The following is a 21,131-nucleotide window of genomic DNA, read 5'->3' as shown; positions in this document are numbered from 1 at the left end:
GCCCCGCCCGGCGTACCCTCGCGGAGCGATCCGCACGCAGAACGCCAACAAAGCAAAACAGGGAACTTCACAAATGACATCCATTCTCAAAACCGCCGTTCTGGCGGGCGGCTTCGTGTTGTCTGCCGCCGCCGCCCAGGCGGCCTCGGAAACGCTCAAGACCGTGCAGGAGCGCGGCGCGCTCAACTGCCCCGGCCACACCGGCTCGTATCTCGGCTTCGCGGAAGTCGACGACAAGGGCAACTGGAAGGGGCTCGACGTCGATCTCTGCCGTGCCGTCGCCACTGCGATCTTCGGCGATCCCTCGTCGCTGAAGATCATCCCGCTGAGCTGGGCGCAGCGCTGGCCGTCGCTGCAGTCGGGAGACGTGGATATCATCATCAAGGCCTCGGGCGGCACGCTCTCGCGCGACACCGAACTGGGCCTGCAGTTCTCGAGCTCCTATTACCTCGGCACCACCAAGGTCATGGCGCACAAGGAATTGGGCCTCGAGAGCCTTGCCGATGCGGACGGCGGCACGATCTGCATTCCCGCAGGCGCCAGCCAGGAGCGTCAAGTTGCCTCCTATGCCGAGCGCCTCGGCATCACCCTCGAGACCGTCGCCATTGAAAAGACCGAAGAGCTCGAGGATGCCTATTTCTCCGGCCGCTGCGATCTCTATGCGCAATGGGGCCCGGTCCTGGCGATCGCCCGTTCGATTTCGGACAATCCCGATGATCACGTACTGTTGCCCGATGTCCTCGCGGTGGAGCCCGAGGTGATGATCGTGCGCCAGGGCGATGACGAATGGCTCGACATCGCGAACTGGACCCTCTCGGTGCTGCTCTTTGCCGAGCAGGAAGGCATCACGTCGGAAAACGTCGATGAAATGAAGGCCAACCCGCCGTCGAACGAGGTCGGGAAGATGCTCGGTGCGACCCCTGGCATGGGCACTCCGCTCGGCCTGTCCGACGACTGGGCCTACAACGTGATCAAGAAGGTCGGCAACTATTCAGAGATCTTCCAGCGCAGCCTCGGGCAGGACTCGCCCTACAAGATGCCGCGCGACCTGACCGCGCTCTGGAATGCCGGCGGCGTCCTCTTCCCCTTCGTGATCGACTGACATCCCCCCTGCCCCCGCCCTTCGGGACGGGGGCCTTTTTCTTCCTGCGTGAGGAGAGATCATGATGACGCTCTTGCAGCATCAGAAATCCCGGAACGCGCTGCTGCAAATTCTCTACGTGGGCGTCCTTCTCGCCCTCGTGGTGACGGCGGCGCTGACGGCCCGACACAATCTTCAGGCGCAGGGGATCCTGTCGGGATGGAGCTTCCTCTGGAAGTCCACCGGCTGGGACATGACCTTCTCGCTGCTGCCGACGTCGTCCTCGGATCCATACTGGTGGTTCCTGCTGATGGGCGTGCTCAACACGCTCTTTCTGGGGATCATCGGGCTCGCCTTCGCGACGCTGGTCGGAGGGCTCGTCGGGCTGGCACGCGTGTCGGAGAACAAGGCCGCCCGCCTTCTCGGCACCATCTACCTCGAGATTTTCCGCAATATCCCGCTGATCGTGCAGGTCTTCTTTTGGTATGCACTGGCCAACCGTTTGCCCTCGCCTCGCCAGGCGATCGAAGCGGGCGGCGCGCTTCTGAGCAACCGGGGCATCTACCTGCCTGGCCTCAACATCGCGGGCTGGAGCGTTGCCGCGGGCTTTCTGGCGCTCGCCATCGGCTCTGCCCTTCTGCTCTGGCTTTCACTCGCGAGGCGCTTTCGCCGCGTGGCCCCCGCGCTGCGCCGCCGCCGCGCCTCGACCGTCGCCCTGGTCACCCTGGGAACGCTCATGGTGCTCTTCTTCCTCGGCCATGCTCCGGACTCGCCGCTGCTGACGCTGCCCGAGCTCAAGGGCCTCAACATCCGCGGCGGCTACCGCATACAGCCCGAGATTTACGCGCTGGCCTTCGCCATCGCGATCTACGGCGGCGCCTATATCGGTGAAATCGTCCGCGGCGGCTTCATCGCGGTCGGCCGCGGCCAGACCGAGGCCGCCAAGGCGCTCGGCCTGAGCGAATGGCAGAGCTTCACCCGCATCCGCCTTCCGCTCGCGGTCCGCGCCATGCTGCCAATCCTGACCAACCAGTACGTCTGGCTGATCAAGGCAACCACGCTGGGCATCGTCGTGGGCTTCGCCGACTTCTTCATGGTCGTCGCCTCGGCCATCACCCACTCGGGGCAGACGCTGGAGCTCATAGGCATCCTGATGGCGGGCTTCCTCATCATCAACTTCTCGCTCGCAGCGGTGATGAACCGGATCAACCGCGCCATCGCCCTCAAGGGCCACCAGAACCGGAGCTGAGCATGACTGCCATAGACACCGGACCCGTCCCCCTCGGTCCGACCCAACTGCGCCGACTCCGCCGGGACTACTTCTCTTCGCCGGTTTCCACACTGATCAGCGTTCTGTGCTTCGGCCTGCTGCTCTCGATCGGCTGGGTCTTGTTCGACTGGGGTGTTCTGCGCGCAACCTTCGCCGCCGAGGCACGCCAGCCCGAATGCCAGGCCGCGGGCGGCGCCTGCTGGTCGGTGATCGCAAATCGCTGGCGGCTGATCTTCTTCGGCCTCTACCCATACGAGGAGCAATGGCGCTCCGCGCTTGCCTGCGTCGCAGTGATTGTCACCATGGTGCTAAGCTGTATTCCCGTCTTCTGGACCGGCAAGCGCCTGACCGCGGTCTGGGCACTGGGATTTCTGACCTTTTACGTCTTGATGAAAGGCGGAATGCTCGGCCTGCTGCTGGTGCGTGAGGAGCAATGGGGCGGGCTTGCCCTGACGCTGTTCATCTTCGTCGCCACGGCGATCATCGGCATGCCGCTTGCGATCGCCTTCGCGCTCCTGCGCAACTCGACATTGCCCTGGATTGCCAAGACCACCGGCGCGGTGATTGACGCGGTGCGCTCACTGCCGCTGATCTCCATCCTCTTCACCTTCGCCATCGTGCTGCCCTTCGTGCTGCCGGACTTCGTGCTGCAGGAAAAGCTCTACAGGGTGATCGCGGGCTCGGCGCTGTTCTTCGCCGCCTACCAGGCCGAGATCATCCGCGGCGGCATGCAGGGTGTCGCCAAGGGGCAGGACGAGGCGGCCATGTCGCTCGGCATTCCCTACCGCCACCGGGTCGCGCGCATCCTGCTGCCGCAGGCCTTCCGCAACGCGCTGCCGGCCACGATCAACCAGTTCGTCATCACCTTCATGGAGACGTCACTGGTGGTCATTGTCGGCTTCTTCGAGCTGCTGTCCTCGGCCAATGCGGCCTTCGGCACCAGCGACTGGACCTTCGCCTTCGTCGAGGTCTACGTCTTCGTCGCCTTCCTCTACTTCATCTTTGTCTTCGGCCTCAGCCGCTATGGCGCCTATCTCGAGCGGCGCATGGCGACCGGCCAGCGATAGGAGCTCGCCATGAACGTCCCCGCCATCTCCATCCGCGGCCTGCAGAAGTACTACGGCACCTACCACGCCCTGCGCAGTATCGATCTGACCGTCAAACGCGGCGAACGCATCGTTGTCTGCGGCCCTTCGGGCTCGGGCAAGTCCACGATGATCCGCTGCATCAACCGGCTCGAAGAGCACGACGGCGGCACGATCAACGTGCTGGGCACCGAGCTCGACGACAATATCGGCAACATCGACGAGATCCGCCGCGAGGTGGGCATGGTGTTCCAGCACTTCAATCTCTTTCCCCACATGACCGTGCTGGAGAACTGCACCCTTGCCCCCATGCTGGTGCGCAAGACACCGCTGGCCGAAGCCGAGGCGCTGGCCATGCGCTATCTCGAAAAGGTGCGCATCCCCGATCAGGCCGACAAATACCCGGGCCAGCTTTCAGGCGGGCAGCAGCAGCGCGTGGCCATCGCCCGCTCGCTGTGCATGAAGCCCGAAATCCTGCTTTTCGACGAGCCGACCTCGGCGCTCGATCCCGAGATGATCTCGGAAGTCCTGGACGTGATGACCTCGCTCGCGTCCGAGGGGATGACGATGATTTGCGTGACCCACGAGATGGGCTTTGCCCGCAAGGTCGCCGACCGGGTGATCTTCATGGACCGCGGCGAGATCGTCGAGCAAGGCAGCCCCGAGGAGTTCTTCACCGCGCCCAAGACCGACCGCGGCGCACAGTTCCTGTCGCAGGTGCTCGGGCACTGACGCCGAATCTTGCGCGCGAGGACGACAGGAACAACCGTCCTCGCGCCTCTCATCAGCCAGCGGCAGTGAGATGCTCCCCCCAAGAAGTGTCGCGCCAAACGTGACAAGCGCAATGCCTCCCACGGTTTCTGCAATCCGCCCGGAGCCTGCGCCCAAAACCCTTCCCAAGAGCACGCCGGTCGAATTCATGACCAAGGTCGCAAAGCCGATCGCACGCGTCATGACGACGATGTCGATGTGCAGGAAAGCGAGCGAGACGCCGACGGCGATTGCATCGATTGATGTGCCGAGCGCGGTCGCCAGCGTCGCCGAGCGCGAGGACGATCGGGTGGCACTTCCGGCCGCTGATCCACCGGACACCCCCAGACCAACCCGCCGATATTGCGCCGTCATGACTATGGCGATCCGCCCAAAGGGTTCGGGACCCCTCAAATGGTCTCTGTCTCTGACACCCGCCGGCAATGGTTCGGAAATATTCGCGATGACATGCTCGCCGGTTTCTTCGTTGCCCTCGCAGTTCCCCGCGATTGAGATAGGCCGCCCGAATTCGCTCAGTTCAGTCGGTCGGCGATCAGACCCAGCGGGTGGCGTATCGGCCCACCTGCGAGCCGCTCCGTCTGGCAGCGACAGGAGAAACCGGTGGCCACCGCTTCCTCGGCCCTTGCGAGAGGCCCGGCCCAAGACATGTCGAACAGCTTGCGCGACATCTGCTGATGCCGGGTCTTGTGGCCGAACATGCCCGCCATGCCGCAGCATCCCGTCGCCGGCGTGTCGATTTGCAGCCCAAGCGCAGTGAACACCTCCTGCCAGTCATTGCGAGATGTGGGCGCGCCGGTGCTTTCGGTGCAATGGGTGAAGAGGCTCAACGGCCCGCCAGGCACCTGCGGCAGCGTCGCCCCGCGCCGGACCTCCGCCGCAAGGAATTCCTGCGGCAAGAGCACCTCAGGCACCTCAAGCCCTGCCTTTCGATAGTCCTGCCGCAACGCCATGACAAAGGCCGGATCGAGACCGATCATCGGCGCGCCGCTGGCCGCACCGGACCTCAGCGCCGCCACGAGCCGGGCTGCCATCTTCGCAAACCCCGCGCGATCGCCAAGGTCTCCCGCGACCTTGCCAGCAGGCAGCATATCGACAAAGAGCGGCGCGTAGCCAAGCGCCGTGAGGCCACGGAAGACATCGCGCTGCGTCGCGCCGTCATAGAGCGCAGAGAACCAATCCATCCACACAAGAACCGCACGTTCCGGCAGCGCGCGGCGTTCTAGCTCGGACAGAGAAACCCGTGCCGCGCGCGGCAATTGACGCGCAAGCTCACCGGGCAAATCCGTCACGCACAGCACGGCTTCTGCCGCGCGCCGCGCGAGCGGCCAGGCGAGGCGCATCATGGGCGCGGCACGCAGCACCAAAGGGCTCAGGCGCTCGGCCAGCAGCATTGCCCTGTCGGTCAGCGGGCGCGTCTTGCGCGCGTAGACATCGGCATAATACGCCGCGCGCATCGCCGGAATGTCCACCTGCACCGGGCAGGTCGAGGCGCAGGTCTTGCAGCCCAGGCAGGTGTCGAGCGTGCCGAGAAGATCGTCCTCATCCACCGTCGTGACCCCGGATCGCCGGTCCTCGTGCCACGCGCGCAAGGCGTCGGCGCGGCCCTTTGGCGAGTGCCGCACATCTCCGGTCGCCTTGAACGACGGGCACATGGGCACGGTTGCCGCATAGCTGAGGCATTGCGCATTGCCGTTGCAGCGGAACGCCTTCTCCAGCGGATCGCCGTCGGGCGCGTTGAACGGGCGGAAGGGGGTCGTGGCGATCCCCATGACCGGCGCGCCTGCGGCCACCAGCTTGCCGGGGTTGAAGCGCCCCGAAGGATCGAAGGCGGCCTTCACCCCCTGCAGCGCGGCATAGGCCTCGGGCCCGATCCAGCCTTCGAGATAGGCGCCGCGCACCCCCTTGCCATGTTCACCCCAGAAGATACCGTCATGGCGGTTCACCAAATCGAAGATCTCGTCAGAGACCTGCACCAGCCGGCCACGTCCCTCTTCTGTGTCGATGTCGAGCGCCGGCCTGATGTGCAGACAGCCGACATCCACATGACCATAGATGCCGAAACTCAGCCCGTGGCGGGTGAGAATGTCGAGAAAACCGTCGAGGAAACCCGGCAGCGTTTCCGGCGGCACCACGCAATCCTCGACAAAGGCGACCGGTCGGGCGCGCCCCTCGACCTTGCCCAGCAGCCCGACACCGGCCGAGCGGATCGCCCAGAGTTCGCGGATCTCATCGCTGCCTGCCGCAACATGCACCGCCCGGATGCCCGGCAAGCCCCGCAGCCGCGCCTCGCAGGCGGCAGTGCGGGCCGCGAGTTCCCCGGCATCGTCGCCATTGAATTCGATGAACGTGTAGGCCAGCGCCTCACCGCCTTGCGGGCGCAGGGCCTCGGGCAGACGGCCGAGCAAACCGGCTTCTCCGGCCAGCGCCTGCACCCGCTCGTCCATCACCTCGATGGCGGTTGGATTGTCCTGCATCAGCGGCATCGCGGCGGCCAGCGAGCCGCGGAAGCTGGCAAACCCGGCGACAACAAGGCGCTTTTCCTTGGGCAGCGGGCGGAGCTTCACCCGAATGCGGGTGATCGGTCCAAGAGTGCCTTCGGAGCCGGGAAAGAGCCGCCACCACTGAAAGCCGCCCTCCTCGGGGCAGGCGCGCTCGAGGTCGTAGCCGGTGAAGCGACGGTTGAGCCGCGGGGTCTTCGCGACGAAGGCCGCGCGCCCTGCCCGCGCGGCGGTTTCCGCCGCCGCCAGCATCGGCGTGGCCCAGCTCGGCGCATCAGCGAGGCTCGACACGCGTCCCTGCCCCCGTGCGATCTCGACCCCGAGCAGGTTGTCCGAGGTCTTGCCATAGATGCGCGAGCCCTTGCCCGACGCATCCGTCGAGACCATGCCGCCGACGACGCAGCGGGTCGAGGTCGAGGTCTCTGGCGCGAAGAACAGCCCCATGGGCCGCAGCTGCGCGTTCAGGTCGTCGAGCACGATGCCCGGCTCGACATCAGCCCAGTCCCCCTCGGGATCGACCTCCAACAGCCGGTGCATGTGACGCCGCATGTCGAGGATGATGCCGCGGTTGAGGCTCTGGCCATTGGTGCCAGTGCCGCCGCCACGTGCGGTCAACGGGACATGTGCGAACTCGGGGCGTTCCAGCACCGACATGCAGACCACGACATCCTCGGCATCGCGCGGGGCAAGTATCAGGTCGGGCAGGATGCGGTAGACAGAATTGTCGGTGGACATGGCCGCCCTGAGCGCGCTGTCCCGGTCGACATCGCCGCGAAAGCCAGCGTCCTTCAGGGCGCCGGGAAGGCGGTCGATGGCGTCGGAAAGGTTGCGGTCGGTGGCGGTCATCTGGGTCTCCTGTCTGGCGGCATATTGACCGAAGACCTATATTCTTTGAAATTGAAACTTATGAAGATTGATTCAGAAAATACGAATTTCAACCTGCGCCACCTGCGCGCCATCCACGCCATCTGGGCCGAGGGCAGCTTTGCCCGTGCCGCGGACCGTCTTGGGGTGGTGCCCTCGGCCCTGACCGAAACCGTGCGGCAAATCGAGGAGATCGCGGGCGGCGCACTTTTCGACCGCCGCAGCCGTCCACCGGCCCCAACCCCGCTTGGGCTGGACTTCCTGAAAGACACCGAACCTCTGCTCGCTGCGCTCGACATGTCGCTCAACCGGCTTCGGGACCATGCGCGTGGGCTGCGCGGCACACTTGGGATCGGGGCCACGCCTTCGGCGATCACGCCGCTCCTCGCCCCCGCCATAGCCGCCTTTCGCGCGGCGCATCCCGAGGTGATCGTCACGCTGCATGACGACGTCGCCGAAACGCTCGCCGGGATGGTCGCCGATGGAAGGCTCGACCTTGCCTTCGCCGGGCGCGCCCGCAGCTCGCCGGATCTTTCTCAGGTCGAGATCGCCGCTGACCCCTTCGGCCTTGCCTGCGCGGTAGATCACCCGCTTGCCCGGCGCGCGCAGGTGCAGCTGGCGGAGATTGACGCGCAGCAGCTCATCCACCTCGGGCATGAAACCGGCTCTTCGCGACTGCTCGCTTCCCACGCGGCTCTGCCGGAATCGTTGAAATCCGGTTCCCTTCGGTGCCATTCGACCATTGCCCAGCTCTGCCTCATCCGCTCTGGGATCGGCGTGGCGTTGCTGCCGCGCAATGCCGTACTGCTGTTCAACGATCCAGGCGTTGCTTTCGTGCCTGTGGTTGACCTCGTCCTTGAGAGGAAGATTTACCTTTTGTCACCTGCACGTCGCGCACCGAGCCCAATTTCAGAAAAATTCGTCGCGTACTTCCGACGATACCCTTTGGCAGAGTGAACGCTCTCTCAGGACCTGTTCAATCACAAGTTTCCGCAATTGTTGCGCGTCCCCCAACATTGTCCCGTGACAAGGAATTCCAGTGCGGACCGGGCATTCATCTGCTGCCTGCCTTCGACCTGCGTGTTGACCTGCTCCCCTGAAAAGTCCGCGCTTTGAGGTTAGGGTCAGGACTCGTTCTCTCTCAAAGCCAGAAGATTACGGTCGCAGCGCGTGCGATTGCTGAGAAAAAGGTTTGTGGACAGCGGTCATAACGGGTCGCGACCCTCCTCCAGTCCTTGAGCCTGCCGAACATGATCTCGATCCGGTTGCGACGTTTGTATCTGCGCTTGTCGTGCCGGACGGGCGTCTTCCGTTTCTTCCGGCCCAAGATGCAAGGATGTATCTTCCTGTCCTGCAAGGCTTCTCTGAACCAATCGGCATCATAGCCACGATCTCCGAGCAGCCACTTCACTTTGGGCAACCCGCTGACCAGGGCACGCGCCCCGATGTAATCGCTGACGGGTCCGGCAGTCAGGAACAGGTCGATGGGCCGGCCATGGCTGTCGCAGATGGCGTGCAGCTTCGTATTCATGCCGCCTTTGGTTCGGCCAGTCAGACGGCCGCGCCCCCTTTTTTGACGCCCAGGCTGGACGCCGTACGATGGGCCTTCAGATGGGTTGCGTCGATCATCACGGTCGTCTCTTCACCGTGCTCGGTCGCCACCCCCGCCATGATCCAGGCGAAGACACCCCCGCTCGTGGCCTCTCTCGAACCAATGGCGTTTGGCCACTCACCTCCAGCGCTTCCAGCGGTTGTAGAGCGTCTTGTGTGGGCCGTATTCCCTCGGCGCATCTCGCCACCGCAAACCATTGCGATTGATGAAGATAATCCCGCTCAGGACACGCCGATCATCAACCCTGGGCTTGCCGTGCGACTTGGGGAAGTAAGGCTCCAGACGCGCCAACTGCGCATCGCTCAACCAGAAAAGATCAGACATGTTCACCGCTCGTTTTCGAACGGTGAATTACGCTCGCCCAACCAAATCAATGGGTCCTGACCCTAGGCGCGCACATGTCACTCGTGAACAGCGAACTCAGCCAATTTGTCTCTCAAGAACTCAGATGGGACGAGTAGACAAGCTCACGCTCTATGGAATCGGCTTGCGAGCAGCCGACCTAGAACGGCGTAAGAACAAAATGCGGGTCGTTCTGACACAGCAACGGCACACGAGCCGAAATGGCCAGCAAGAAAAACGCGCTAAGTCATTGATAAGGTGGCGCACCCGACAGGATTCGAACCTGTGGCCTCTGCCTTCGGAGGGCAGCGCTCTATCCAGCTGAGCTACGGGTGCCTGCGGCGGGTCTTACGGCAAAGCATACCGGTCCGCAATCGTAAATCCTCGCTGGGGCTGCGTTCTTTGACAGCCTCGGCCCGTGGTCGTCGTCCCCCCGCAACACCCCGGCTTCCGTGGCGTGTACGCCCCCCAGGCAGGAAGGCGCGGGGACGCTATCGGTGTCAGGTGGCGGGGGTCTGCCCCGCCGCCCTGAAGGGTGATCTCTAATGGCGACGCAGGCGCGCCAGAGCCTCGTCTTCCAGCGCCCAGGCAAGGATGCCATCCCGGATCCCGGCCGCCATGGCGGCCCGCCACGCCCGATCCTGAAGATGACGCAGGTCTTCCTCGGTGGAGAGGAAACCGACCTCGATCAACACCGAGGGAATGTCCGCCGCCTTCAGCACCGAGAACCCTGCCTGGCGTTGCGGGCGCTTGTGCACCTGCCCGACAGCGTTTCGGATACCGGCCACCAGCTGGCCCGCCAAGGCCTTGCCGCGCGGGGCATTGTCCAGGCGCGCCAGGTCGAGCAGCACGTTGGCGACCCGGTCGTCCGAGCCCGACAGATCGAGGCCCGCAAGGATGTCGTCGCGGTCGTGGCGTTCGGCCAACGCAGCCGAGGCGGCATCCGAGGCTTCGTCGGCCAGCGTGTAGACCGTGGCACCATGCGCCACCCCCTGCTCGATGGCATCGGCGTGCAGAGAGATGAACAGATCGGCGCGGGCGTCATGCGCCAGGGCGACGCGCCCCTCGAGCGAGACGAAGACATCGGCGTCGCGGGTCATCAGCACCTCGTAGCCCGCCCGGCGCAGGACGTCGCGCAGATCGCGCGCGAAGGTGAGCATAAGGTCCGCCTCGTTGTGACCATCGCGCTGCGCCCCCGGATCGATGCCCCCATGGCCGGGATCGAGCACGATGCGTAGCGGGGCACCCTCGGCGCGGCGGGGCGTGGCCTTGACCTTCGGCTCGGGCAGGTCCCAGCGCGGATCGCGCGGCAGGCCGGAGTGCGCGGCCATGACCTCGGCGCTGCTGGTCGCGAGCCGCAGGGCAAGCTCCGCCTCGCCGGTCTCTTCCGAAACGGCCATCCCGGCGCGGTCGAGGATCATCGGCCCCGCCAGCTCGGCGACGAGCCGCGACCAGCCGGACCGGAACGGTCCCATGCGCAGGTCCTCGACCGCCTCCGACCGGTCCATCGCCGCGGGCTCGGCACCGGTCCAGTCGACCTCGCGGAAGTCGATCACCAGCCGCGGCGGATCGATCAGGGTAAACGCACGCCACGGCACGCCCTGGCTCAGCGAAAGCGTCAGCTCGGTGCGCTTGCGCCAGCCGGTCTCGGTCACCGAGCCGGCAAGGAACCGCGCCTGCCCGCCGAGCGCCCGGTCCGGCGCAAGCTCCTGTGCCGGCGCGCCTCCGCCCAGCAGGGCAAGAACCGCGCCTGCCGCGATGATCCGAAAAAATCTGCCCATCCGCCTGTCTGTCTTCTTGTTGTTGCCGGCGAGCCTAACAGCGGCTCGCGGGATTCGCACCTGCCACGCCGCCTGCCGCACGCTCAATTTGCGCGCCGGAGGCCGCCTGGCATCGCCGAGCGGATGCGGATCAGCCGCGGGCCGCCATGAACGCGGTGAGCCGAGACAGACCCTCCTCGATTTCCGCCGTGCCGCGCGCGTAGGAGAACCGCAGCGTCCCTGCCCCGCGAACCGGGTCGAAGTCGAGGCCCGGGGTCACCGCCACCCCGGCCTTCTCGAGGATCTCGGCGGCGAAGGCCCGGCTGTCCTTGGTCAGATGGCTCACGTCGGCATAGACATAGAAGGCGCCGTCCGGCGGCGCGATGCGATCGAAGCCCGCCTTCGGCAACTGCTCCATCATCAGCGCGCGGTTGCGGGCGTAGACGGCGAGGTTTGCCTGCAACTCATCCGGTGCGTCCATCGCCGCCAGTGCCGCCACCTGCGAGGCATTGGGCGCGCAGATGAACAGGTTCTGCGCCAACCGCTCGACCTGCCGGATCTGCGCCTCGGGCACCACCAGCCAACCGACCCGCCAGCCGGTCATCGAGAAATACTTGGAGAAGGAGTTGATCACGCAGACGTCGTCGGACACCTGAAGTGCGGTGACCGGCTTCTTGTCATAGTCGATCCCGTGGTAAATCTCATCGGACAGGAAGGAGGCGCCGCGCGCCTGCGCCGCGTCGACCAGTGCGGAAAGTTCGGGCTTGCCGAGCATCGTGCCGGTCGGATTGCCCGGCGAGGCAACCATGACTCCCTCGCAATCGGTGCCCGAGATGTCCTGCGGCACGAGCTGGTAGCGGTTCTCGGGCGCGGTCTGCACTTCCACCGGATTGAGGTCGAGCGCCTTCAGGATCTGCCGGTAAGACGGGTAACCCGGCGCACCCAGCAGCACCCGGTCGCCCGCGTCGAAGAGCGCCGAAAAGGCCAGGATGAAGCCGCCCGAAGACCCCGGCGTGACAACCACCCGGTTCGGATCGAGATCGACATCGTACCATTCGCCGTAGAGCCGCGCGATGCGCGCGCGCAGCGCGGGGATGCCAAGCGCCACGGTGTAGCCGAGCGCATCGTTTTCCATCGCCTCGGCCAGTGCCTTGCGGGCGGCCTCGGGTGCGGGAGAACTGGGCTGGCCGACCTCCATGTGGATGATGTGGCGGCCTGCGGCCTCGGCGGCACGCGCCTGCTCCATCACGTCCATCACGATGAAGGGATCAACAGCCCCCCTGCTTGAGTTTCGCATGTCTCTCTCCCATGGTGGCGCGGCACATCGTCTTCGGGCGGAGTACGAAGCTTCCGGGGGAGGGTCAATGCCGGGACACCACGCCGCGCTGCGCCTCATCGCCACGCTTTGCGCGGCCGCGCTGCTGCTTGCGGCGCCATCGGCGCGCGCCGCGACGATGCTGCGCGATGCCGACCTCGAACATGCGCTTTCGGAGATCGCCGCGCCGGTCCTGCGCGCCGCCGGACTGAGCCCGTCGCAGGTCGAGGTCCTTGTGATCAAGGACGAACGGCTGAACGCTTTCGTCACCGAGACGACCCGCATCTTCCTGCATTCCGGGCTGATCCTGAAGCTGCCCGACGCCAAGTCGCTGCAAGCGCTGATCGCCCACGAGGCGGCGCATATCACCGGCGGCCATATCACCCAGCGAATGGCCAACATGCGTGCGGCGCGCACAGCCGCCGGGCTGGGCATGGTCCTGGCCGCCGCCGCCGGGGCGGCCACCGGCCGTGGCGATGCCGCGGCGGGGATCATGCTCGGGACGCAAAGCTCGGCGCTGCGCAGCTTCCTCGGCCATACCCGCGCCGAGGAAAGTTCGGCCGACATCGCCTCGATCCGCACGCTTGTGCAGGCCGGCATCGATCCGCGCGGCGCGCTTCAGGTACAGGAGATTTTCCTCGGGCAGGAAGCGCTGAACGTCGGCCGGCAGGATCCCTACATGCATAGCCACCCGCTGACGCGCGACCGCTTCCGCGCCACTCAGGGCCTTGTCGCTGCCGCCAAGGTGCCCGAGCGCAACGATCCCGCTGCCGACTACTGGTTCCTGCGCGCCCGCGGCAAGCTCTCGGCCTTCCTGCGCCCGCCCGGCTGGACCCTTGGACGTCTGGAGGACAGCGGCAGCCAGGACATTGCGCGGATGCGCGAGGCGATCGCCCGGCATCGGCAGTCCGATCTGCCCGGCGCCCTGCGCGCCATCGACGGGGCCATCGCGTTGCGGCCAAAGGACCCTTTCTACCACGATCTCAAAGGGCAGATCCTGCTGGAGGGACGCCGCCCCGCCGACTCCGCCCGCGTGTACGCCCAGGCCCGCGCCCTCGCCCCGCGCAACGCGCAGATCCTCGGCGGGCTCGGGCGCGCGCAACTCGCCTCGGGACAGTTCAAGGCCGCGCTCGCGACCCTGGAAGAAGCCCGGGGCCGTGACTGGGCCGACCCGCGCATCCTGCGCGATCTGTCGGTCGCCTATGCACGCGCGGACAATACCGGCATGGCCTCTGAAGCTACGGCGCAGCGCTACGCGCTTGAGGGGCGGATGCAGGATGCCGGAATTCACGCCAAACGCGCGGTGGATCTGCTGCCGCGCGGTTCCGCCCCGTGGACCCGCGCGCAGGATGTGCTAGACGCATCAGAGCGCGCCGCACGAGACCGCTGACACCGCCCGAGCGGGCGCCCCTGACCGACGGAGACAAGATGCAGTTCCCAACGACCCGACGCACCGCATTTCGCCGCGCCGCCGCCTCGCTGGCCGTCGCCAGCGGCCTCCTGGCGCCCCCTGCCCTGGCGCAGGATTTCGACCTGCAAAAGCTGACGCCCGAACAGCGCGAGGCCTTCCGCGCCGAGGTTCGCGAGTACCTGCTCGACAACCCCGAGGTGATCATGGAAGCGGTGAGCGCGCTCGAGGCCCGTCAGGCCGAGCAGCAGGCCGCGGCGGATGACCAGCTGGTCTCGTCCAACGCGGCCGCGCTCTTCGACGACGGCTACAGCTGGGTCGGAGGAAACCCCGACGGCGACGTGACCATCGTGGAATTCTCGGACTACCGTTGCGGCTACTGCCGCAAGGCCTTCCCCGAGGTCGAGGAACTGGTGAAGAGCGATGGCAACATCCGCATCATCATCAAGGAGTTCCCGATCCTTGGACAGGACTCCATGACCTCCTCGCGCTTTGCGCTGGCCACCATGCTGGTTGCCGGGCCCGACGCCTACAAGCAGATGCACGACGCGCTGATCTCGCTCAAGCAGCAGCCGACCGAGCCGGTGCTGTCGAAACTGGCGAGCACGTTGGGGCTGGATTCGGATGCCATCCTTGCGAAGATGGCCGACCCCGAGGTGGACCGCCGCATCAAGGAAACGCACGAGCTGGCGTCGAAGCTCCAGATCAGCGGCACGCCGACGTTCGTGTTCGGCGACCAGATGCTGCGTGGCTACGTGCCGATTGATGGCATGCGCCAGATCCTCGACCAGATCCGCGAGGACAGCTGAGCGCTATTCGGCGGCGGAAGCGACGCGCGCCGTTCTCGGCTGCGGACCGGCTCCGGCCGGTCCCAACGCCGCCTTCGATTGATCCGCCGCGGCGGGAAAGACCAGCCGCGCACAGGTCCCGGGCCCGAAATCGGGCTTGGCCAGTTTGAAGGTGCCGCCCGACTGCTCGGCGAAGCCTCGCAGGATCGCCAGCCCCAGCCCCGATCCCTCGCCCACTGGCTTGGTGGTGAAATAGGGCTCGCAGACGAGCGGCAGCAGATCAGCCGGAATGCCGCTGCCGTGGTCGCGCAGCTCGAAACACACGCCGGCTCCCGAAGGTTGAACGCGCAATTCGATCGCACCACCGTCCGGCATCGCATCGCGGGCATTCGAAAGGAGTTCCAGCAGGCAGGTCTGCAACCTCGGCCCGTCGACCCGGATCAGCGGCAGGCCCGGCGCAATCTCGACGCTCAACTTATGGTCCGGCGTCATCAGATCGCCCGCGCGCTTGGACAGGCCGTGTAACGCTTCGCTGGCAGACATCGTGACCGGCCTGAGCCGCGCGCAGCTTGCCATCGCCAGCAACTGCCCGGTCAGTTCCGCCCCCCGCCGCGCGGCGCGCTCGGCCTCGTCCATCAGCTCGTCGCGCTCGCTGGCGCTGCGCGACAGACGCGCCAATTCCATATTCCCCAGAACCGCGGTCAGCAAGTTGTTGAAATCATGCGCCACGCCGCCGGTCAGCTGCTCCATCGCGCGGCCGCGCGCCTTGGCGAGTGCCGCGCGGGCAGCGGCTTCCAGGTCCTCACGGGTGCGCAGCACATTCCAGGCCACGCGGCAGAAATAGAGGTAGCAGATCACCAGCGCCGTGCTCACCAGCATGGTGTCGGCCGCGCCCGGCGCGGCATACCAGAGCCAACCGGCGCGGGCAAAGACGCCGATGCCCATGAGCGACAAATCGAGGACCAGCAAGAGCCGCATCTGGACCCGGTAGGACAGGGTGTTGAGCAGCGCCACGAAGATGAACATCAGCGACAGGATCGACAGGCCCGGCTCGTCCTGCATCCAGAGGATCATGCCGCCCGCAATATAGGCGAGTCCCGAAATCACCAGCGTCGCCACGGGCAGCAGCAGCTGCCGCCGAACGCCGCGGTCCGGCAAGCTGCTCACCACGTGGGAATGCAGGGCGAAGGTCACCAGCATCGCGCAGAGCCAGGGCAGCAAGGGCGCGACCCCCATGAAGGCCCAGATCGCCAACGTGGCGCTCGAGATCAGCCCGATGCTCATCAGCCCCTGCGCGCGGCGCATGCCCTCGAGGCTCCGGAGCTCGGTGAAATCCAGGGGCTCGCCAGCGGCGGGGATAAGCCCGGCCAGAGCGCGCACCCACCGCCGCACCGGCCTACTCCGCGGCCTGAGCTTTCGAGGCCTCCTCGGCCTCGATCTGGGCGGCCTTCTTTTCGACTTCCTCGACGATATGCTCGATCATCTGCTCGTTGGACATCTTGTGGCTGGCCTTGCCCGCCAAGTAGACCATGCCCGAGCCCGCACCGCCGCCGGTGAACCCGACGTCGGTCATCAGCGCCTCGCCCGGCCCGTTCACCACGCAGCCGATGATCGACAGCGACATCGGCGTCTTGATGTGCTCGAGACGCTGCTCCAGCGCCTCGACGGTCTTGATCACATCGAAGCCCTGCCGCGCGCAGGACGGGCAGGAAATGATGTTGACCCCGCGGTGACGCAACCCAAGCGACTTGAGGATCTCGTAACCGACCTTCACCTCTTCGACCGGGTCGGCGGAAAGCGAGACGCGCAGCGTGTCACCGATGCCCATCCACAGCAGCTGGCCAAGGCCGATGGCGCTCTTGATGGTGCCCGAGGTCAGCCCGCCCGCCTCGGTGATCCCGAGGTGAATGGGCTTGTCGGTCGCTTCCGCCAAGCCCATGTAGGCGGCGGCCGAAAGGAACACGTCCGAGGCCTTCACCGAGATCTTGAACTCGTGGAAATCGTTGTCCTCGAGGATGCGGATGTGATCGAGTGCGGACTCGACCATCGCCTCGGGGCACGGCTCGCCGTATTTCTCCAGCAGGTGCTTTTCCAGCGACCCGCCGTTTACCCCGATGCGCATCGAGCAGCCGTTGTCGCGGGCTGCGGCAATCACTTCACGCACGCGCTCGGGGCTGCCGATGTTGCCGGGGTTGATGCGCAGGCAGGCGGCACCGGCAAGGGCGCTTTCGATGCCGCGCTTGTAGTGGAAATGGATGTCCGCGACGATCGGCACCGGGCTCTCGCGCACGATCTCCTTCAGCGCCTTCGAGCTGGCCTCGTCGGGCACCGAGACGCGCACGATGTCTGCCCCGGCTTCGGCGGCGCGCTGCACCTGCTCGACCGTGGCCTTCACGTCGGTGGTGATGGTGTTGGTCATCGTCTGGACGCTGATCGGAGCATCGCCCCCCACCGGCACATTGCCCACCATGATCTGCCGGGACTTGCGGCGCTCGATGCTGCGCCAGGGGCGGATCGGATTGTGGCTCATGGACGAGAAGCCTCCTGAGGGCATACGTTGGTATTCGGCCTCAACATAGCGCCCACAGCCGTGCGAAACCAGAGGCGAGCGCCGCAGGAACTAGGCTCAGGCCCCACAATCGCGTCAAGAAAGGATCAGTCGGCGCGGGCCAGATCGCTGCTGAGCTCCGCGACCACCCGCGAAAGATCGGCATCCCGGCTGAGATCGGCGACCTTAAAGGCGCTGGTCAGATGCTCGACCGAGAGCGGCAGGTTCTTGGTCACCGTTCCGGCAGCCCCGACCGGACCGTAGGTCTGGCCGTTCACCGCGAAATAGACCGCACCGGATTCTCCGACCCGAAGGCTCGCCGGATCCTGGGTGGCCGGGGCGGTCCAGGTGTCTCCCGCACGCATGGTCTTTTCGAAAATGACCGAGCCGTCGGCCGAACGCACGCGCACCCAGGCCGGGCGCACGGCGATCATCGTCACGCCAGGGGCACGGTCCTGAAGCACCTTGGGCGCGCCGGGCTGGGTCACCGCCGGAGCGGCCTGTGCCAGCTGCGTCTGCTCCGCCGAGGGCAGCGCGGTTTCGGTGAGCTTGGCCAGCACCCGTTGCAGATCGGCGTCCGCCTGCGGCTCCGCCGGTTTATACGCGGCACTCACCACCTCGGGAACCAGCGCCACATCGCGCGTCACCTGCCCCTTCGGACCCAGCGGGCCGAGGGTCTGACCGTTGGTGGCGAGATAGAGAGCACCGGACTCGCCCACCGTGAGGCTCGCATCGCTCTGCCCTTCGGGCACGGTCCAGGTGTCGCCGGGTTCCATCACTCGTTCATAGAGCACCGTGCCATTTCCACCCCGCACGCGCACCCAGGCCGGACGCACGGCAAGCAGAGTCACCGCCTTGCCGCCAAGAATGCTCTGCGGCTGCATCGCGGCCGGCAGCGGTGCCGGAAGACCGGCCACCTGCATTTCGGCACCGGCAGTCGTGGTATCGACCTGCGGCAACTGGTTCCGTTCGGCCTGCGCATAGGCCCCCACCGTCGAGGGATCTAGCGACGAGATCGGCGCGTCGCGTGCGACCAGCACCGGTACGTCGAGTGCCTTGGGCCGGTAGAGCCGGTCCAGCGCCTCGTTCGACGGCGGCGTGAACGGCCCGGCCCCATCGGCGCTGGCGACCTGTTCGGACCCTTCCTGCGATGAGGGGACGGCCGAGCTCTGCACCGGATCGAGATCACTCAACACCAGAGGCGTCTGGTCCACTGGCGCGACCTGCACCCGCTGCACCTCGCGCAGCACCGCGTAACCGCCGTACCCGATCCCGCCAAGCAGCGCGACCAGCACGAGCAGCGAGCCGATGGCGCCGGGCTCGATGCGAGAGAAGAAGGAGTCCCCCGCAGGCACAAACGGCATCCGGGGCTGTTCGAAGATGTTGCGCGCGGCCGGCGCGGGCAGATCACCCTTGCCCTTGCGGATGGTCGAGGCTTTTTCCGACATGCCGTGCGCGACGGCAAATCCGCTCTCTTCGCAGAACAGCCGATAGCATTCGTCGGGGTCCATGCCGAGGTAGCGTGCATAGGAGCGCACGTAGCCCGCGATAAAGCCGGGGGTGTCGAAAGCCGAGGGATCGCAGTTCTCGATGGCGGCGATATAGCTGGCCTTGATCCTCAGCTCGCGCTGAACGTCGAGCAGCGATTTGCCCATCGTCGCGCGTTCGCCGCGCATGACATCGCCAAGCTCCAGAGTGAAGTCGTCGAAGCCACGCGGAGAGGTATCCGCGTCCACATCGCCTTCAGACATACGAGGGGAATTACGCCCAATCATGCGTTCCGCCTTGTGCTCCACCGTCTCAGACTGCGCCTGCCAAATCACGGGCTCGCGATTCGGGTCGCGGCCTTTATTGAGGTTACGTTAGCACAGAACAACTGAAATTACACAATATCAGGGGGGTCATCGGCGCGCTTCTGCGCAGGATGCATGTGTTTTCCACATGCCCCGAGGGCAGTTTCCGGAACAAAGCAAGACCCCGCGATTTTGGAAACCGCGGGGCCATAATCACGCAAGCTCGAAGACGGACCTCACGCCCATAGGCGGGATCAGGCGCTCAATTCCTGACGGTTCAGGGCGCAATGCGACCACAGCGCATCCATCGCCTGAATCAGCTTGTCCATCTCGTTCGGCCCGTGCACCGGCGAAGGGGTGAACCGCAGCCGTTCGGTCCCGCGCGGCACCGTCGGGAAGTTGATCGGCTGCACGTAGATGCCGTAGCCCTCGAGCAGCATGTCCGACAGTTTCTTGGTGTGCACCGGGTTGCCGACGATCACCGGCACGATGTGCGAGCCGTGATCGATGATCGGCATGCCCAGGCCCTTCAGCCGCAGCTTGAGGATTTTCGCCTGAGTCTGGTGCCGCTCTCGCAGAGCCTGGTCCTGCTTGAGGTGGGCGATCGAGGCCGCCGCTCCCGCGGCCACAGCCGGCGGGATCGAGGTGGTGAAGATGAAACCCGGCGCATAGGAGCGCACCGCGTCACACATCTTCTCGGAGGCCGCGATGTAGCCGCCGAAGACGCCGAAGGCCTTTCCGAGCGTGCCGTTGACGATGTCGATCCGGTGAAGCAGGTTGTCGCGCTCGGCAACGCCGCCGCCGCGCGGGCCGTACATGCCGACCGCATGCACCTCGTCGAGATAGGTCAGCGCGCCGAACTCGTCGGCGATGTCGCAGATCTCTTCGATGGGGCCGAAATCGCCATCCATCGAGTAGACCGACTCGAAGGCAATGAGCTTGGGCGCCGCAGGGTCATCGGCGGCCATCAGCTCGCGCAGGTGCTGGACGTCGTTGTGGCGGAAGATTCGCTTGGCCCCGCCGTTGCGCTTGATGCCCTCGATCATCGAGGCGTGGTTCAGCTCGTCCGAATAGATGATCAGGCCGGGAAACAGCTTGGGAAGGGTCGAGAGCGTCGCGTCGTTGGCGATATAGGCCGAGGAGAAGACCAGCGCGGCCTCCTTCTGGTGCAGGTCTGCCAACTCGGCCTCGAGCCGCTTGTGATAGACCGTGGTGCCCGAGATGTTGCGCGTACCGCCCGAGCCCGCGCCGGTGGCGTCGATGGCTTCGTGCATCGCGGCGAGCACCACCGGGTGCTGCCCCATGCCCAGGTAGTCGTTTCCGCACCACACCGTGATCGGCATCTCGCTGCCGTCCGGTTTGCGCCACATGGCGTGGGGAAAACGGCCGTTCTTGCGTTCGATGTCGATGAAGGTGCGATAGCGCCCCTCGGCGTGAAGACGGTCAAGGGCTTCGTCGAGCTTCGCGGTGTAGTCCACCGGTATCTCCTTCCTTCATCTTGTAGAGGCCGCGTTCGGCGCGGCGCTTATGCGGTCTGAGGGGCCGCATTCGTGGTCGTGAATGGATACCGTTAGGTCCGCCCCATGTCCACGCTTTAGAATGAGACTAACCGTCGCGCCCTTGATTTGAATCAAGAGTCCCAGAGATAACTTTCAAGGAAAGGTTTCCCATACTGGTCGCGCGACGCGCATAGGCGCAGTCTGTCAAAGCCGATTTCCCATGTTGCCCTGCCCTTTGCCGCTCCCGGATGGCGCAGCGATCGCCCTGAGCGCTCACGCCCACATTTCCGCCTGTCAGCACGCGCGCGGTGCTTCTGGCCCTTGTCGCCGCGCCAAGTTCGCGCGCGCCGCCGCGCGCATAACATCGTCCTCATCGGATCAGATGGGCCGTCTCGAAATCAAATCAACCCTATGTTTTGGATGTATTTTTATTGCAAAGCCTCTCTGAAGCGGCGTTTCGAGCTTCGCTAGCTCGCTATCATGATCGTTGTGGCCGA

Annotated in this window: 14 protein-coding genes, 1 tRNA gene and 2 pseudogenes; 7 read left to right on the top strand and 10 right to left on the bottom strand. The window is 65.7% G+C overall.

The genetic code is table 11. From position 1 onward, the window contains the following. The first annotated feature begins 73 nt into the window (after nt 1–73). The 4 genes from IQ782_RS06355 (at nt 74) to IQ782_RS06340 (ending at nt 4,168) form a co-directional block, all read left to right on the top strand. The gene (locus IQ782_RS06355) at nt 74–1,102 is read left to right on the top strand and encodes an amino acid ABC transporter substrate-binding protein (RefSeq protein ID WP_194133773.1); all 1,029 of its coding nucleotides are present in this window, start codon (nt 74–76) and stop codon (nt 1,100–1,102) included. Between the two features lie 61 nt (nt 1,103–1,163). After that, entirely contained in the window at nt 1,164–2,330 is a 1,167-nt protein-coding gene (locus tag IQ782_RS06350; RefSeq protein ID WP_194133772.1) for an ABC transporter permease subunit, read from the top strand. A gap of 2 nt (nt 2,331–2,332) precedes the next feature. Next, nucleotides 2,333–3,418 (top strand): amino acid ABC transporter permease, encoded by a 1,086-nt coding sequence (locus tag IQ782_RS06345; RefSeq protein ID WP_194133771.1) that lies wholly within the window; start codon nt 2,333–2,335, stop codon nt 3,416–3,418. A gap of 9 nt (nt 3,419–3,427) precedes the next feature. Next, nucleotides 3,428–4,168, top strand: coding sequence for an amino acid ABC transporter ATP-binding protein (locus IQ782_RS06340; RefSeq protein WP_194133770.1), 741 nt, complete (start codon nt 3,428–3,430; stop codon nt 4,166–4,168). A gap of 93 nt (nt 4,169–4,261) precedes the next feature. On the opposite strand, the pseudogene IQ782_RS30380 reads toward IQ782_RS06340, so the two are convergent. Then, nucleotides 4,262–4,561: pseudogene (locus IQ782_RS30380) on the bottom strand (manganese efflux pump); the annotation flags it as partial. 158 nt (nt 4,562–4,719) lie between these two features. Further along, complete coding sequence (locus IQ782_RS06330; RefSeq protein WP_194133769.1) at nt 4,720–7,551, bottom strand: FAD-binding and (Fe-S)-binding domain-containing protein; 2,832 nt, start codon at nt 7,549–7,551, stop codon at nt 4,720–4,722. A gap of 24 nt (nt 7,552–7,575) precedes the next feature. On the opposite strand from IQ782_RS06330, the gene IQ782_RS06325 reads away from it, so the two are divergent. Further along, entirely contained in the window at nt 7,576–8,526 is a 951-nt protein-coding gene (locus tag IQ782_RS06325) for a LysR family transcriptional regulator (RefSeq protein WP_240989132.1), read from the top strand. Nucleotides 8,527–8,710: 184 nt separating this feature from the next. Here IQ782_RS06325 and IQ782_RS06320 read toward each other — a convergent pair. The 4 genes and pseudogenes from IQ782_RS06320 to IQ782_RS06305 all read right to left on the bottom strand — a co-directional run bounded on the left by IQ782_RS06320 (nt 8,711) and on the right by IQ782_RS06305 (nt 12,580). Then, nucleotides 8,711–9,505, bottom strand: a pseudogene (locus tag IQ782_RS06320) (IS5 family transposase). 277 nt (nt 9,506–9,782) lie between these two features. Further along, a tRNA-Arg gene (locus IQ782_RS06315) sits at nt 9,783–9,859 on the bottom strand. 206 nt (nt 9,860–10,065) lie between these two features. Continuing rightward, on the bottom strand, nt 10,066–11,304 hold the full coding sequence (locus tag IQ782_RS06310) for an N-acetylmuramoyl-L-alanine amidase (protein WP_194133768.1): 1,239 nt from the start codon (nt 11,302–11,304) through the stop codon (nt 10,066–10,068). A 130-nt stretch (nt 11,305–11,434) separates the two neighbouring features. Continuing rightward, nucleotides 11,435–12,580: a pyridoxal phosphate-dependent aminotransferase gene (locus IQ782_RS06305; protein ID WP_194133767.1), complete on the bottom strand. Its 1,146-nt coding sequence runs from the start codon at nt 12,578–12,580 to the stop codon at nt 11,435–11,437. A gap of 67 nt (nt 12,581–12,647) precedes the next feature. Between IQ782_RS06305 and IQ782_RS06300 the strand changes: the two genes are divergently transcribed. Further along, nucleotides 12,648–13,988: a M48 family metalloprotease gene (locus IQ782_RS06300; protein WP_240989131.1), complete on the top strand. Its 1,341-nt coding sequence runs from the start codon at nt 12,648–12,650 to the stop codon at nt 13,986–13,988. Between the two features lie 38 nt (nt 13,989–14,026). Beyond that, entirely contained in the window at nt 14,027–14,815 is a 789-nt protein-coding gene (locus IQ782_RS06295; RefSeq protein ID WP_194133765.1) for a DsbA family protein, read from the top strand. Between the two features lie 3 nt (nt 14,816–14,818). Here the strand turns inward: IQ782_RS06295 and IQ782_RS30285 are convergent, their stop codons facing one another. The 4 genes from IQ782_RS30285 to hemA form a co-directional block, all read right to left on the bottom strand. Further along, nucleotides 14,819–16,186, bottom strand: coding sequence for an ATP-binding protein (locus tag IQ782_RS30285; RefSeq protein WP_194133764.1), 1,368 nt, complete (start codon nt 16,184–16,186; stop codon nt 14,819–14,821). Between the two features lie 4 nt (nt 16,187–16,190). Beyond that, a complete protein-coding gene (ispG, locus tag IQ782_RS06285) occupies nt 16,191–17,324 on the bottom strand; it encodes a flavodoxin-dependent (E)-4-hydroxy-3-methylbut-2-enyl-diphosphate synthase (RefSeq protein ID WP_194133763.1) in 1,134 nt (377 codons plus the stop codon). Between the two features lie 125 nt (nt 17,325–17,449). Beyond that, complete coding sequence (locus IQ782_RS06280; RefSeq protein ID WP_240989130.1) at nt 17,450–19,093, bottom strand: helix-turn-helix domain-containing protein; 1,644 nt, start codon at nt 19,091–19,093, stop codon at nt 17,450–17,452. A gap of 296 nt (nt 19,094–19,389) precedes the next feature. After that, nucleotides 19,390–20,613: a 5-aminolevulinate synthase gene (gene hemA, locus IQ782_RS06275; protein WP_194133761.1), complete on the bottom strand. Its 1,224-nt coding sequence runs from the start codon at nt 20,611–20,613 to the stop codon at nt 19,390–19,392. Between the last annotated feature and the right edge of the window lie 518 nt (nt 20,614–21,131).

Origin of the sequence: Salipiger mangrovisoli (genome assembly GCF_015223355.1) — a bacterium.
Classification (GTDB): domain Bacteria; phylum Pseudomonadota; class Alphaproteobacteria; order Rhodobacterales; family Rhodobacteraceae; genus Salipiger; species Salipiger mangrovisoli.
This window is presented reverse-complemented; position numbering and strand designations above follow the sequence as displayed.